This is a genomic window from Streptomyces atratus (assembly GCF_040655115.1).
In the GTDB taxonomy this organism is placed as follows: domain Bacteria; phylum Actinomycetota; class Actinomycetes; order Streptomycetales; family Streptomycetaceae; genus Streptomyces; species Streptomyces atratus_D.
The window spans coordinates 122,639-136,769 of the sequence record NZ_JBFAJH010000010.1; the positions used below are offsets into that span (position 1 = coordinate 122,639).

9 protein-coding genes and 2 pseudogenes are annotated in these 14,131 nt (G+C 71.1%); 2 read left to right on the forward strand and 9 right to left on the reverse strand.

What is annotated here, in order from left to right; all coding sequences use genetic code 11:
• Nucleotides 1-160: 160 nt before the first annotated feature.
• The gene (locus AB0I23_RS14820) at nt 161-4,252 is read left to right on the forward strand and encodes a PAS domain-containing protein (protein ID WP_359109582.1); all 4,092 of its coding nucleotides are present in this window, start codon (nt 161-163) and stop codon (nt 4,250-4,252) included.
• Between the two features lie 122 nt (nt 4,253-4,374).
• Here AB0I23_RS14820 and AB0I23_RS14825 read toward each other — a convergent pair.
• The 7 genes and pseudogenes from AB0I23_RS14825 to AB0I23_RS14855 all read right to left on the reverse strand — a co-directional run.
• Nucleotides 4,375-4,524: pseudogene (locus tag AB0I23_RS14825) on the reverse strand (transposase); the annotation flags it as partial.
• Nucleotides 4,525-4,844: 320 nt separating this feature from the next.
• A pseudogene (gene pcaC / locus AB0I23_RS14830) lies at nt 4,845-5,201 on the reverse strand (4-carboxymuconolactone decarboxylase); the annotation flags it as partial.
• Nucleotides 5,202-5,428: 227 nt separating this feature from the next.
• Nucleotides 5,429-7,225 (reverse strand): bifunctional sugar phosphate isomerase/epimerase/4-hydroxyphenylpyruvate dioxygenase family protein, encoded by a 1,797-nt coding sequence (locus AB0I23_RS14835; protein WP_359109583.1) that lies wholly within the window; start codon nt 7,223-7,225, stop codon nt 5,429-5,431.
• 11 nt (nt 7,226-7,236) lie between these two features.
• Nucleotides 7,237-8,106, reverse strand: coding sequence for a shikimate dehydrogenase (locus AB0I23_RS14840; protein WP_359109584.1), 870 nt, complete (start codon nt 8,104-8,106; stop codon nt 7,237-7,239).
• 5 nt (nt 8,107-8,111) lie between these two features.
• The gene (gene aroQ / locus AB0I23_RS14845; protein WP_359109585.1) at nt 8,112-8,558 is read right to left on the reverse strand and encodes a type II 3-dehydroquinate dehydratase; all 447 of its coding nucleotides are present in this window, start codon (nt 8,556-8,558) and stop codon (nt 8,112-8,114) included.
• Nucleotides 8,559-8,642: 84 nt separating this feature from the next.
• On the reverse strand, nt 8,643-10,007 hold the full coding sequence (locus AB0I23_RS14850; RefSeq protein ID WP_359109586.1) for an MFS transporter: 1,365 nt from the start codon (nt 10,005-10,007) through the stop codon (nt 8,643-8,645).
• A gap of 321 nt (nt 10,008-10,328) precedes the next feature.
• A complete protein-coding gene (locus tag AB0I23_RS14855) occupies nt 10,329-11,045 on the reverse strand; it encodes a TetR/AcrR family transcriptional regulator (RefSeq protein ID WP_359109587.1) in 717 nt (238 codons plus the stop codon).
• A 161-nt stretch (nt 11,046-11,206) separates the two neighbouring features.
• On the opposite strand from AB0I23_RS14855, the gene AB0I23_RS14860 reads away from it, so the two are divergent.
• Complete coding sequence (locus tag AB0I23_RS14860) at nt 11,207-11,653, forward strand: hypothetical protein (protein ID WP_359109588.1); 447 nt, start codon at nt 11,207-11,209, stop codon at nt 11,651-11,653.
• 126 nt (nt 11,654-11,779) lie between these two features.
• On the opposite strand, the gene AB0I23_RS14865 is transcribed toward AB0I23_RS14860, so the two are convergent.
• Nucleotides 11,780-12,094: a hypothetical protein gene (locus tag AB0I23_RS14865; RefSeq protein WP_359109589.1), complete on the reverse strand. Its 315-nt coding sequence runs from the start codon at nt 12,092-12,094 to the stop codon at nt 11,780-11,782.
• Between the two features lie 151 nt (nt 12,095-12,245).
• Nucleotides 12,246-13,898, reverse strand: coding sequence for a long-chain fatty acid--CoA ligase (locus tag AB0I23_RS14870; protein WP_359109590.1), 1,653 nt, complete (start codon nt 13,896-13,898; stop codon nt 12,246-12,248).
• Nucleotides 13,899-14,131: the final 233 nt, after the last annotated feature.

A 14,131-nucleotide genomic window follows, 5' to 3' on the forward strand; every position in this document is an offset into this window, starting at 1 on the left:
TCGTACACGGTATGCACAGAACCTTGGTGAGAGCTCCCCCCCATCCTCCGCCGGATGACCCTCCCCTGCCTTTAGACTCCTCAAGTGACAGCCTTCGGCCCGAGGGGCAAGATGGGGCCCGCTGTCGGCAAGGTGCGGTAACCAGGGAGGAAGCGTCGTCGTGAGCAGCAGGCCATCCCGAGGCACTGCTCGCCTCGCAGCCATACTCGACGCCCTCCCCGACGGGCTCCTGCTCGTCAATTGCAACGGCACGGTCGTCAACGCCAACACCATCGCCCTCGAAATGTTCGAGACACCGGGCACCGCGCTCGTCGGTCGCGGACTGCTCGATCTGCTTCCGGAGTTCGACTCCAAGCTGATCCCGGGGTCGATGCGCAGGCCCGAGGCGGCGGACGAGCGGGGCCGGACGAAGCCGACGCGGATGATCGCGCGGCGGACCGACGGCAACGAGTACCCGGTCGAGGTCACCAGCGCCAGCCTGGAGGACGGGCAGGCCGCGTACAACGACTTCCAGTCCACCTACAGCGGCAACTACACGGGCGACGAGCTGCTGATGCTCGTCGTCCGGGATCTGTCGGGCACCGTCGACACCGAGGCCGAGCTGGCCCGTTCGCAGCGGCAGACCGAGATGATCCTGCGGGCCGCGGCCGAAGGAGTCGTCGGCACGGACACCGACGGCCGGGTCGTCCTGGTCAACCCCGCCGCCGCGCAGATCCTCGGCTTCCGCGCCAGCGACCTGGGCGGCCAGGAGCTGCATCCGCTGATCCTGCACTCGCGTGCGGAGGGTGAGCCGTTCCCGTACGAGGAGTCGCCGCTCGCCGACACGCTCAAGTCCGGGCGCAAGCACCGGGTGCGCGGGCAGGTGCTGTGGTCCAAGAGCGGCGCGCAGGTGCCGGTCGATCTGACGACCGCGCCCGTCCGGGACGGGGACCAGCTGGTCGGTGCGGTGATGACGTTCACCGACCGCCGGCCGTACGAGGAACTCGCCAACGAGCACACGGCGCAGCTGACCGAGCTGACCGACAGCCACACCGCCGAGGTCACCCGGCTGACCGAGCGGCACACCGCCGAGGTCACCGGACTGACCGAACGGCATGCTGTCGAGCTGGCCGACCGGACCGAGCGGTACGCGGCCGAGTCGGAGGAGCTGGCCGAGCGGCTCGCACAACTGACCGCCAGGCACGCGCAGCTGACCGCCGTCCTCGGTGAGTCGCTGCGCGGGCCGCTGGAGGAGCTGCGTGGCGAGCTCTCGACTCTCGCCGCCGACCCGGCGGGGCAGCTGTGGCCCGAGGCCAACCAGATCCTGCACCACCTGGCCGCCGGCTACGCCCGGATGACGACGCTCGTCGACAACGTGCTCGGCTACCAGCGTCTCGACAGTGGGGCGGAGGCACTGGTCAAGGAGAAGGTGTTGCTCGACTCGGTCGTGACGGCCGGTATCGACGGCGCTGTGGAACTGATCGGTCCGGGGCGCGCGCAGTTCGCGGTGCACGCGCCGCCGATCGAGGCCGAGGTGGACGCGGGCCGGCTGGTGACGGCGCTCGCCCACCTGGTCGCGGATGTCGCCGGGATCGACTCGACCGGCAAGGCGCGGGTGGTACCGGGCGGGGGCTACGTCGACTCGACCGTGGTCGTGGCGGTGGCGCAGCGCGGTGAGGTCGTACGGATCGAGGTGCGCGGACCGTTCGCCGGGGGCGACCCGGTGCACGAGCCGATCGTGCGGGGGATCGTACGGGCGCACGGCGGCGTACTGCAGACGCACGAGATGCCGGGGATGAGCGGCAGCGCGTACGTCCTCGAAGTGCCGCTGGGCGCCGGTGGGGGAACCGTGCTGCCGCCGGAGGCGCCTCCTGTTCCGGCTGTGCCCGAGGAGACCGGGCAGCAGCAGGGGATGCCGGGCGGCGGACGGCGCAGGGCACGACGCGCGTCGACAGACGCCTTCCTGGAGAGCCCGGTGGGCGGCGGGACGGCCGCCGCGTCCGGTGACACCGCCACCGCGGAGCCGACGGGGCGGCGGCGGGCGCGTCGTGAAGCGGCGGCGCAGGACGAGCACAGTGGGCAGCGAACTCAGCAGCCGTCCGCAGAGCAGCCCCCACATTCGTCCCACGAGCTCATCCCGGCCCAGCAGGGCGGGGGATCCGGTCGCAGGCGGGGGCGGCCCAGCCCGGCCGAGACGAGCGCCGGTCTGCCCGGCGAGCAGCAGGGGCCGGGGCAGGCGTTGGCGCTGCCCGCGGCCGCGGCGCCGTCCGAGGGGTCGGTGGTGACGGCGGCCGAGGGCGCTCAGGGTGCGGGCAGCCGTCCGCAGCGCGGGCAGACCGTACCGCCGCAGGGCGTGCCCGCCGAGGCGCCCGTGCCGGTACCCGCGGGCGGTGGACGGGCGCGTCCGGGCAACGAGAAGCAGCTGGCCCTCCCGGCCCTCGCGTCTGTCCCGGGGCAGAGCCAGGCCGCGTCCCAGACCGGCCGACAGCAGGCACCGCAGACCGAGCAGACCGAGCAGACCGAGCAGGCTCAGCATCAGGCACAGCAGCAGCCGAGCGGGCGACGGGCCCGCCGGGCGCTGGCGGCCGCGCAGGACCGAGCCGCCGCGGCCGAACCGGTGGGGCCGCGTACCCCATTCGCCCTCCCGCCCGCCGAGGCCGACCGGATCCCGCCCACGGCCGGTGAGGCGGATGCCTCGCTGCCCGGACGTCATGACACCGTGGGAACGCCGCAGGACGACCACCACACGCCGCAGGAACACCCCGCCCCGACCGGGCGCCGCCGTGCCCGTCACGCCCCGGACGTGCCGCAGCAGCCCGCACAGCCGGAACCCGCGCAGCAGCCCATGCAGCCCCAGCCCGGCGGATGGCCGGAGAACGGCACCGCGGGACAGGACCGGGCCGCCCTGAACGCCCCCGGCGACGACCTGTCCAGGCCCGGGTCGGGGCACACCTCGCACACCACCGGCACCACGGACACCACTGGCACCACGGACACCGCGGCCCCCGTCGGCACGGCGGAGAGCCGTCCGCGCGCCATCGCGCCCGCGCCCGCTCCCGTGGCCGAGCCCGCGCCGGACCCACGGCGACAGCCACTGCCCGCCGAGGCCCCGATGCCCGCGTCGGCATCCGCTTCCGCGCCCGCCCCGGCCGCTGCGCCCGCTTCCACCGACTCGACGCAGGGGCGGGCGTTCAGCGTGCGGACCCTCGGGCAGGGCGTGCCGTTCACCCAGCACCTCGCGCACCAGCAGAACCAGACGCTCGGCGGTGCCGGGCGGCGGCGTAAGCTCGCCGCCCCGCCCGAGGACGAGCGCACCGCGGAGCCCGCCCTGCCGCAGCCGGCCACCGCGCCGGTCGCCGCCCCCCAGCCCGGCATCGCGCCCACCACCAGTGCCTCCGGGCAGCTGCTCTCCGCCCCGGCCACCGAAGGGCGCGCGTACGCCATAGGGGCACCCGACGCGGGCGCCGAGGGTCCGGAGCCACTGGATGGCCCGGGCGGCGCGGTCGAGGTCGCCAACCGTCCCTCACCGCAGCCGGTCGACGACGAGCTTCCCCCGGAGCCGCTGGACAACCCGCGCCGGCTGCTCGTCTGGCCCGAGCCGGACGTCTCCACCCAGCAGGCGCTGAGCGACCGCGGCTACCGGCCGGTGATCGTGCACTCCCGCGAGGAGGTGGACGCCCAGATCGCGGCGTTCCCCGCCGCCCTCTTCGTGGACCCGCTGACCGGGCCGATCACCCGTACGGCGTTGCAGTCGCTGCGCCAGGCGGCCGTGGCGGCCGAGGTTCCGGTACTGGTGACAGCCGGTCTGGGACAGGCGTCGCGGGAAGCGGCGTACGGCGCCGACCCCGCGGTGCTCCTCAAGGCGCTCGCCCCCCGCGACAGCGAGCAGCACCCGCCGCGGGTACTGCTGATCGAGGAGCACGAGGAAATCGCGGTGGCACTGACGGCGAGGCTGGAACGCCGCGGCATGCAGGTCGCGTGTGCCGCGACCGACAGCGAGGCGGTCTCCCTCGCCACCCGGATGCGGCCGAATCTGGTGGTGATGGACCTGATGCAGGTACGCCGCCGCCGAGCCGGGATCGTCGACTGGCTGCGCGCGAACGGCCAGCTCAACCGGACCCCGCTGGTCGTCTACACCTCGGCCGACATCAACCGGGCGGAGCTGCCGCGGCTCAGCTCCGGCGAGACCGTGCTCTTCCTGGCGGAACGCTCGACGAGCGAAGAGGTCCAGTCCCGCATCGTCGACCTGCTGGCGAAGATCGGCACGAACTGAGGCAGTTGTCGTCCCCGACGACGACGGGCGAGGGCGGTACGGGACTTCCCGTACCGCCCTCGCCGTCAGCGCATCGCTCAGAGCTGCGTGATGTCCAGCTCGCCCGCCGCGTACTGCTTGCGGATCACCTTCTTCACGATCTCCCGCATCTCGTAGGCGCCTTGATGGCCACTGACCGAGCGATGCCGGTCCTTCCACGCGGTAATCACCGGTTCGAGAAACGACCACTGCTCGACCGATAAGTCACTCGGATACGGCTTGCGTTCACTCACCCTGCCACCCCAACAGGCGGCAGGCGGCGGACCAGCCGATTCCGCCCACACCCACACCATCAGGCGACCACAGAACCACTCAAAGAGTCACGAACCGCCCACTCAGAACTCCCATTGCGTTGCTCCTCCGAATGATGAGGACCACGTCGTCCTGCCCGAGGTCCCGGGAATATCGGGAATATCGGGAATATGTCGGCACAGCGGGTGATGCCACGGCTTCCGGGCACCTGGTTCTGTACTCGCGGCCCGTCAACGATGTCCAACGTCCGCTTCGGGGGTACCGGCGCCCGCACGGCGAGATGCCCGGCGTCGGCCGGCTGTCAGTCTTCGGGGGCGGGTTCCGCGAGGACGCGCTGCGCGGTGGCGAACGCCGCGTTGGCGGCGGGTACTCCGCAGTAGACGGCTGTCTGGAGGAGGACTTCCTTGATCTCCTCGGGGGTGAGGCCGTTGCGGAGGGCGGCCCGGACGTGCAGGGCCAGTTCGTCCAGGTGGCCGTGGGCGACCAGGGCGGTGATCGTGACACAACTGCGGGTGCGGTGGTCGAGACCGGGGCGGGTCCAGATCTCGCCCCAGGCGCAGCGGGTGATGAAGTCCTGGAAGTCGGCGGTGAATTCGGTGGCCCTGGCGAGGGCACGGTCGACGTGGGCGTCCCCCAGGACGGCCCGGCGGACCGTGAGGGCCGACGCCGAAGCGGCGCTGGCGGACGTGGTGAGCGGCGCGTCGTTCGCTGTCGGGGGCTTCGGCCTCAGCGGCGTGCCCGGATGCCGAGCCCCCCCGCCGTCCACCCCGCAGTTGTTGGAGACCACGGCGAGGTTCGCGGCACCGCTGACTTTGTCCACTTTCCGGGCTCCGTTCATCGTCTGCTCAGGGTCTGCTCGAAAAATCCGCGTCGGCTGATGACGCGTCAGGCGGGTTGCTGCTGGCCGGTGTGCTGGGCCGCGAGGCGGACCGTGGCGTTCTGCGCGCCGTAGCCGCGGTAGCCGCTGGTGCGCTGGACGAGTTCGAAGAAGACCCGCCCGACGGTGGGTGTGTAGCAGTGCAGGAATTCGCCGTGCTCGTCGCGGTCGTAGAGGATGTCCAGTTCGCGCAGGACGGCCAGGGTCTGCGGGTCCAGGGCGTGGCGGGCGTCGAGGTCGTCGTAGTAGTTGCCGGGTATCCGCAGCGCCGCGCCGCCTCGTTCGCGCCATCGCCGCACGGTGGTGACGAGGTCGTCGGTGGCCAGGGCGATGTGCTGCGGACGGAGCTCCTGGTCGCCCGGCCCGGGGGCGACGTTGAGGGCGATCCGCACGGTGCCTTCGGTGTTGGCCACGGCACGGCTGCGGAACAGTCCGTAGGGATCGGCGAGGTCGAGGCTCTCGTCCGGGCGCAGACCCAGGACCGTCCGGTAGAACAGGGACGCCTCGTCGAAGTGGTGCCACGGCTGGGTCATCGCCACGTGGTCGATACGGGTGACGCCGATCGGCTCCGCCGCGGTGTCCTCCAGGTCGGTGAAGTCGCCGGTCCAGCCGGGTCGGCCGGGCTGCGGGGTGCCGCAGAAGAACAGTTCCGTGCCGTCGGGAGCCGCGATGGCGTCCAGGGGCGACTCCGCCGGGCCGCGGCGGCGCGGGACGACGGGCGCGAGCAGCGATTCGGCGCGCCAGGTGGCGGCGACCGGGTCCGCGGTGTCCAGACCGAGCGCCGCGAGGCAGGCGCCGTCGCGCCGGTGGCCGCCCGCGGTGTTGAGCAGGACGCGGGCCTCGCCCTGCCGCCACAGCTCGACCGGCTTCGCGGTGTGCCGTCCGGACCGGGTGAAGCCCAGACCCGCGAGCAGGCCGCGCAGCGGTTCGGTGTCGGCGGCGGCCAGTTCGGCGAAGGCGAAGCCGGAGGGGACGACGGGCGCGGGCAGCGCGGCGAGCCCGGCGGACTCCTCCAGCCCGATCAGCGAGCGCAGCGCGTCGACGGCGGTGCGTCCCGCGTCGGCCTGCCGGAAGACGTCGTTGAAGACCTCCAGCGACAGCGGGCCGCGGTATCCCGCCCGCACGGCGTGGGCTGCCAGCCCGGCGATGTCGAAGCCGCCCTGCCCGGGGAAGCAGCGGTAGTGGCGGCTCCACTGGAGTACGTCCATCGCCACCCGTGGCGCGTCCGCGAGTTGCAGGAAGAAGATCTTCTCTCCCGGGATGTCCTCGATGCCCTTCGGGTCGGAGCCCCGGGAGAGGATGTGGAAACTGTCCAGGCAGGTGCCCAGGCCCGGATGGTCGGCCCGCTCGACGATGCGCCAGGCGTGATCGTACGTGCTGACGTGCCGCCCCCAGGCCAGCGCCTCGTAGGCGATGCGGATGCCGAACCCGGCCGCCAGTTCGGCGAGCCGGTGCAGTTGCCCGGCGGCGAGCGCGTCGTCGTCGCGGGCCTCGGCCGAGACGTTGGAGCAGACCAGCAGCAGATCGGCGCCAAGCCGCTCCATCAGCGCGAACTTCCGCTCGGCCCGCCGCAGGTTGCCGGCCAGCACGTCGTCCGGGACGGCCTCGAAGTCGCGGAACGGCTGGTAGAGCTCGATCCGCAAGCCCAGGTCGGCAGCGCGCAGCCGCACCTGCTCGGGACTGAGCGGGCTGGTGAGCAGGTCGTTCTCGAAGATCTCCACTCCGTCGAAGCCGGCGGCGGCGACGGCGGTGAGCTTCTCGGAGAGCGAGCCGCTCAGTGAGACGGTGGCGATGGACTTGCGCAAGGCCGTGCTCCTCACAGGGCAGGTGCGCCGACCAGGTCGGCGAGATCGGTGAGCATCCGCTCGGTGCTCGGTTCACGGCCGGTGAACAAGCGGAAGGCGTCAGCGGCCTGGAAGACGGCCATGCCACCCCCGTCGAGCGTCCGGCAGCCCAACGCGGCTGCCTGGCACAGCAGTTCGGTCTCCAACGGCCGGTAGACCACCTCGGCCACCCACAGCCCCGGACGCAGCAGGCCGATCGGCAGCGGCAGCCCGGGGTGGGCGGCCATGCCGGTGGGCGTGGCGTGCACCAAGCCGTCGGCGCGGGCGAGTTCGACGGCCAGCTCAGTGGCGGCACCGGGGGCGGCACGGCCCGCGCCGAAGCGGCGGTTGAGCGCCTCGGCGAGGGCGGTGGAGCGGGTGGGGTCGGTGTCGAAGACGGTGAGCTGCTCCGCACCGAGGGCGAGCATGGCGTGGGCGACGGCGGCGCCGGCCCCGCCCGCACCGAGCTGGACGACGCGGCGGGTGGGCGCTTCGGGCAGGCCGCGGGCGAAGGACTGGGTGAAGCCGGTGACGTCGGTGTTGTGGCCGACGGTACGCCCGTCCCGGAAGACGACGGTGTTGACCGCGCCCAGTTCCGCGGCCTCGGGCGTCAGCTCGTCCAGGTGCCGGATCACCAGTTGCTTGCACGGGTGGGTGATGTTGAGTCCGTCGTAGCCCATCACGGCGGCGGCGGCCACGAGACGGCCGACGGACTCGCCCGGCAGGCCGAGATCGGCGATGTCGATCGTGCGGTACAGCAGGCGCAGGCCCTGCCGGTCGGCCTCACGGGTGTGCAGCGCCGGACTGAGCGAAGGGCCAATGCCGGCTCCGATCAGACCGGTGAGGTAGGAGGGCGCGGTCATGGGTGTCACCGATCCTGGGGGATCAGCTGGGCGAGGTGGGCGAGGGCCAGCGCGTAGCCGTGCGGGCCGGCTCCGCAGATCACGGCGTCGGCCACGGCCGAGACGTACGAGTGGTGCCGGAACGGCTCGCGCCGGTGGATGTTGGACAGGTGCACCTCGACGATGGGCCGCTCGGCGGCGGCGAGCGCGTCGCGCAGTGCGACGGAGGTGTGCGTGAGGCCGGCCGGGTTGACGACGATGCCGCGGTGCGCGGCGCGGGCCTCGTGGACGGCGTCGATGAGTACGCCCTCGTGGTTGCTCTGGCGGAAGTCCACTCGCAGTCCGCGGTCGGCGGCTGCGGCCCGGCAGATCGCCTCGACGTCGGCGAGTGTGCCGGTGCCGTAGACGTCCGGCTCGCGCAGGCCGAGCAGGTTGAGGTTGGGTCCGTTGAGGACCAGTACGGTGTGCGACATCGTCCGCCTCTAATAAACTAACTGGTTCGTCCATTAAATCAGCCGTGGCCGCCCGCCAGGGCCGGAGGGCCACGGCCGGTTCGTTCAGACCCGCTGAGCCGCCAGCGAGGGCTCCGGGTGCGCGGCCGACTTGCGGCCGAGTTCGCCCGTCGGCACCTTGCAGGTCTCCCGCGCCGTGAGTGCGGCGATGGCGCTGACCGCGCACATCGCGGCCGTGAAGAAGGCGACACCGGTCCAGTTCCGGCCGTTCGGGCCGGCGATCTCGGCCGCGAACGTGACGGCGAACCCGGCGATCGCGAAGCCGCACTGGGTGCCGATGGCCATGCCGGAGAGCCGCACCCGGGTGCTGAACATCTCGCCGTAGAACGACGGCCAGACCGCGTTGGCGGCGCTGTAGACGACGCCGAAGAAGAGCGCGCCGGTCAGGAAGATCAGCGGATAGCTGCGGGAGGAGACGGCCCACAGGTAGACGAAGATCATCACACCGCTGCCGACCGAGCCGATCAGGAACACCGGCTTGCGGCCGATGCGGTCGGAGAGCCTGGCCCACAGCGGGATGGCGAGCAGGGCCACAGCGTTGGCGACCACCCCGACCCACAGCAGGGTCGACCGGCTGAGGCCGACGGTGGAGGCGCCGTAGGACAGCGCCCAGACGGAGAAGACGGTGCTCGCCGTCGCGATCAGCGCCGCCCCGATGACGCGCAGCACCTCAGCCCAGTTGTGCCGGAGCAACTCCGCCAGCGGCAGCTTCGCCACCTCGTTCCGGGCGGTGACCCGCTGGAACTCGGGCGTCTCGTCCAGGTGGCGCCGGATGAGGAAGGCGGCGACGGTGACCACGGCGCTGAGCAGGAACGGGACGCGCCAGCCCCAGCTGAGCAGGTCCTTCTCTGGCAGGTTGGCGATCGGGATGAAGACCAGGGTCGCCAGGATCTGTCCGGCCTGCGTGCCGTTGAGCGTGAAACTCGTGAAGTAGCCTCGGCGGTCCGGTGGGGCGTGTTCCAGCGTCATGGAATTGGCGCTGGCCTGCTCACCGGCGGCGGACAGGCCCTGGAGCACGCGCATCGCCACCAGCAGCACGGGGGCGCCCGTCCCGATCTGGGCATACGTGGGCAGGCAGCCGATGAGGAAGGTCGACAGGCCCATCAGCAGGATGGTGAAGAACATGATCTTCCGGCGGCCGATCCGGTCGCCGAAGTGCCCCAGGATGAGGGCGCCGATGGGCCGGGCCGCGTACGCGACACCGAAGGTGGCGAGCGAGACGAGGTGTGCCGTCCAGGGGTCGCTCTCGTCGAAGAAGACCTTCGGGAAGATCAGGGCCGCGGCACTGCCGTAGATGAAGAAGTCGTAGTACTCCAGGGCGCTGCCGATCCAGGCGGCGAGCGCTGCCTTGCGCGGTCTGCCCTGTGGCCTCCCGGCCACTGCCGTGGGGTCGGTTGAGTGAGCTGTCACGTGTGCTCCTCAGGGAGCCACCCCAGCGTTCCGGGGGGAACGGAACAGGCGGGGTGGTGGTGGGTGGGGACATACGTCGACGCGGCTCGCTCCCGGGATGTCCGGATCGAGCATAGGCGCCGGGTGACTGCCGGCCTAAGGTGGTGCGGCTCCACTTAACGCACTAGGTAGTTAATAGTGCGTTGAAAAGCGATGGTGGGTCCCGCAGTGGTCACTGTCAAGACATCCGCCCGAAACAATTCGGTCCGGCACGGCCCGGACGCTCCGGGTCCGGTCGGACCGCTACCCCCGTTCGCCGGCGCTCGGCGCACCTGGCGCCCGTCACTGCGCGGCGGCCGCCGAGCCGTTGGCGAGATAGGCGACCACCATGTCGCCGAGCATGGACCGGTACCACTCCCGCCGCGCCGGGTCGGTCATGTCACGGCCGAAGATCGCGCCGAAGGTGTGCCGGTTGGCCACCCGGAAGAAGCAGAAGGAGCTGATCATCATGTGGATGTCCAGCGCGTCGGCCTCGGCCTTGAACACCCCCTCCGCCCGGCCCGCCTCCAGGATGCCGGCGATCACCTGGACCGCCCGGACGTTCGTGGCGCCCACCGAGGTCGAGCCGGTCAGGTGCGCGGCCTCGTGGATGTTCTCGATGGTCACCAGGCGAATGAAGTCGGGGTGTGCCTCGTGGTGGTCGAAGGTCAGCTCGGCCAGCCGGCGGATGGCCGCGACCGGGTCGAGGTGCTCGACGTCCAAGCCCTGCTCGGCCTGGCGGATTTCGGCGTACGCCTGCTCCAGGACGACCCCGTAGAGTTGTTCCTTGCCACCGAAGTAGTAGTAGATCATCCGCTTGGTGGTGCGGGTACGGGCGGCGATCTCGTCCACCCGCGCGCCCGCGTAGCCGTTGCGGACGAACTCCTCCCGGGCCACCGCCATGATCTCCGCCTTGGTGCGCTCGGCATCGCGCTGCCGGTCCGGACGCGCGCCGGTGGCCACGGAGCCCGTGGAGCGGGGCGGGCGCGACGTGGGCGACGGGTCGGCAGGCTTCGGCATGGGCATGCGGCTCCCCAGGCGGTATGGGTGCGGACCCAATCATCGTAGTCGCGCCGCCCGGCAGGCAGACCCGCGGAACCGTAGCAATGTACGGTCTAGTGAGTACACTCTGGTGGCGTCGGCCGGAACTCCCCGGTGACAACTCCCCCGGAGACGATCACATGACCGCGCCTTCCGGTCTCCCGGACGAACCCGCCCGCCACCGTGACCCCGGCTACACCTCGGCCGACTGGTGGGTCACGGTCGGCCGGTCCTCCGCCGATGCGCGCCGCCACCTCGACGACGCGCAGTCGGCGCCCGACCTGCTCCACACCCTCACCGAGATCAGCCGGGCCGACACCGCCACCACCGTCGCCGTGGGCGCCGCGGTCAATGCGCTGCTGGCCTCCGGGCACTCTTGGGAGGCGATCGCCGCCGCCCTCGGACACGCCGACCCGGCCGAGGCACGCCGCCGTACCGATGACGGAAGGACCGGCGCCCGCCGGGCCCTGCTCGCCAGGCTCGACCACCCCCACCCCGGCTACGCCCCCCGGGGGCATCCCAATAGCAGCCGCTGGCCGGCGCAGGCGTGCCGCCTACGTTGCCGGTACTCGCGCTCACGCCACTGAAAACGGCCAATGTCGCTCTTCACCTCATTTCGTTGCCGCTTGAACGATGTGAGGAAAGTGGGGATCGAAGAACATGCTGGGGGCCCGCCTGCCGTCAGGCCGGCGGGCCCCCAGTGATCGTGGACCTCAGCTGGTGGTCAATTGATCAGCTCGCACTTCGAACTCGACGCGTCCTTCGAGTGGTTCCAGTCCCCAGGGAGCAACGGAGATCTTGACCGTGTCCGCACTGCCCGAGCTGTTGCCGCTGGCCAGGATGTCGCAGAGGATTCCGACCTTGACGGGGTAGCTGGAGTTGGGGTGCAGGTTTTCACCGCTGAAGACGGGCCATTTGTCGATGAAGGTCCACTGCTGGTTGCAGGCGTCCGTGAACCGGACCTCGACCAGTCCGGGTCGGGGCTCGTCGTCGACCCAGCGGACGGCTTCGCAGCGCAGGAACACCATGCTCACACCTTGCCATCTCCGTCTCCAGGCGGGCAGCCGGTTTCCGACCCGTTGTCCGCGCCAGGTGAGGTTATGGGGTCCGTCGTAGTGGGGTGATGTCGGGGACGCGGTTGGTGATCGAGGGCCGGGCGGCCGGCGGACGCGGCCAGGGTCAGTCGACTCGGGTCACTTCCAGCTGCCCCAACCTATGCGCTTCGCGGATAACCTTCTTGTCGAATTTGCCGACGCTGGTCTTCGGCACCGCCGGAATGATCGACCAGCGCTCCGGCAGCTGCCACTTGGCTATGCCGGACTCGGCGAGGAACGCCTTCAGCGCCTCGTACTCCGTGGTCACGCCGTCCCTGAGAACGACGGTCGCCAGCGGACGCTCGCCCCACTTCTCGTCCGGGACCGCGACCACGGCGGCCTCGGCCACATCCGGGTGCGCCATCAGGGCATTTTCCAGCTCGACGCTGGAAATCCACTCGCCGCCGGACTTGATGACGTCCTTGGCACGGTCGGTGAGGGTGAGGAACCCGTCCGCGCTGATGACACCGACGTCACCGGTCTTCAGCCAGCCGTCCTCGCTGAACTTGTCCTCGGGGCGCAGCGCTTCGCCGTCCGCGCCGCCGTAGTACGCGCCGGCGATCCAGGGACCGCGGACCTCCAGCTCACCGGCCGATTCACCGTCCCAGGGCAGATGCTCGCCGCCGGGGCCGACCAGTCGCGCCTCGACTCCGGCGGGGAATCGTCCCTGGGTGATGCGGTACGGCCACTCCTGCTCCGCGGTCAGTCCGGCGGGCGGGTTGGCCATCGTGCCGAGCGGCGACGTCTCGGTCATGCCCCAGGCGTGGCAGAGACGGACGCCCAGCCTGTCGTACGCCTCCATGAGGGAGGGCGGACAGGCGGCGCCGCCGATGGTGACCTGGGCCATCGAGGTCAGATCGCGCGGGTTGGCGGTGACCTCGGCGAGCAGACCCTGCCAGATGGTGGGGACTGCGGCGGCGTGGCTCGGCTTCTCCCGCTCGATCATCTCCGCGAGCGGGGCGGGCTGCAGGAACCGGTCAGGCATCAGCATGTTGACGCCTGACATGAACGTCGCGTGCGGCAGGCCCCACGCGTTGACGTGGAACTGGGGAACGACCACCAGCGTGGTGTCCTTGTCGGTCAGCCCCATCGACTCCGACATGTTGACCTGCATGGAGTGCAGGTAGACGGAGCGGTGGGAGTAGACGACGCCCTTGGGGTCGCCGGTGGTGCCGGAGGTGTAGCACATGGCGGCGGCCTGGCGTTCGTCCAGTTCCGGCCAGTCGTAGCTGGTCGGGCGACCGGCGATCAACTCCTCGTAGTCGTGCACCCGCGGCGCGGCACCGTCGAGCACGGAACGGTCACCGTGCCCCGCGACGACCACATGCTCGATCGACGTCAGGTGCGGGAGAAGCGGTGCGAGGAGCGGCAGCAGCGAGCCGTTGACAATGACGACCTTGTCGTCGGCATGCTTGACGATCCAGATCAGCTGCTCGGCGGGGAGCCGCAGATTGAGCGTGTGGAGCACGGCACCCATGGAGGGGATCGCAAGGTATGCCTCGACGTGCTCGGCGTTGTTCCACATGAGGGTCGCGACCCTCATGTCGCCGACGACACCGAGCTCGTCGCGCAGGGCATGGGCGAGCTGTGTGGCTCGGCGGCCCACCTCGGCGAAGCTTCGCCGCTGCGGCTCGGGCTCGCCGGTCCAGGTCGTGACCTGCGACTTCCCATGGATCGTCATCCCGTGTGTCAGGATGCGGGTGACGGTCAGCGGTACGTCCTGCATGGTGCTCAGCACGGCGTCCTCCCGGTGGGCGCTACGCGGCAGTAAGGTTCCGCTGATTCTGCGCACATACCAATTGGTATGTCACTAGTCCCGGGCATACGAATCGGTGTCCGTCGACTTCTCCCGCACGCATCGGCGGAGCGCCCGGGGCACGGAATCCCGGGACCGCGGACCAGAATCCGCCGGTGACCTCGACATCTTCCATGCACTCGTCAACTTCGACGGCCTGGTTGCCGACGAGTGGG

What these genes read in the sequence shown, in the direction of transcription:
- AB0I23_RS14840 (WP_359109584.1), bottom strand. Translation starts at nt 8,106, where the DNA reads ATGACCGCGCCCTCCTACCTCACCGGTCTGATCGGAGCCGGCATTGGC.
- aroQ (WP_359109585.1), bottom strand. Translation starts at nt 8,558, where the DNA reads ATGTCGCACACCGTACTGGTCCTCAACGGACCCAACCTCAACCTGCTC.
- AB0I23_RS14855 (WP_359109587.1), bottom strand. Translation starts at nt 11,045, where the DNA reads ATGCCGAAGCCTGCCGACCCGTCGCCCACGTCGCGCCCGCCCCGCTCC.
- AB0I23_RS14860 (WP_359109588.1), top strand. Translation starts at nt 11,207, where the DNA reads ATGACCGCGCCTTCCGGTCTCCCGGACGAACCCGCCCGCCACCGTGAC.
- AB0I23_RS14865 (WP_359109589.1), bottom strand. Translation starts at nt 12,094, where the DNA reads ATGGTGTTCCTGCGCTGCGAAGCCGTCCGCTGGGTCGACGACGAGCCC.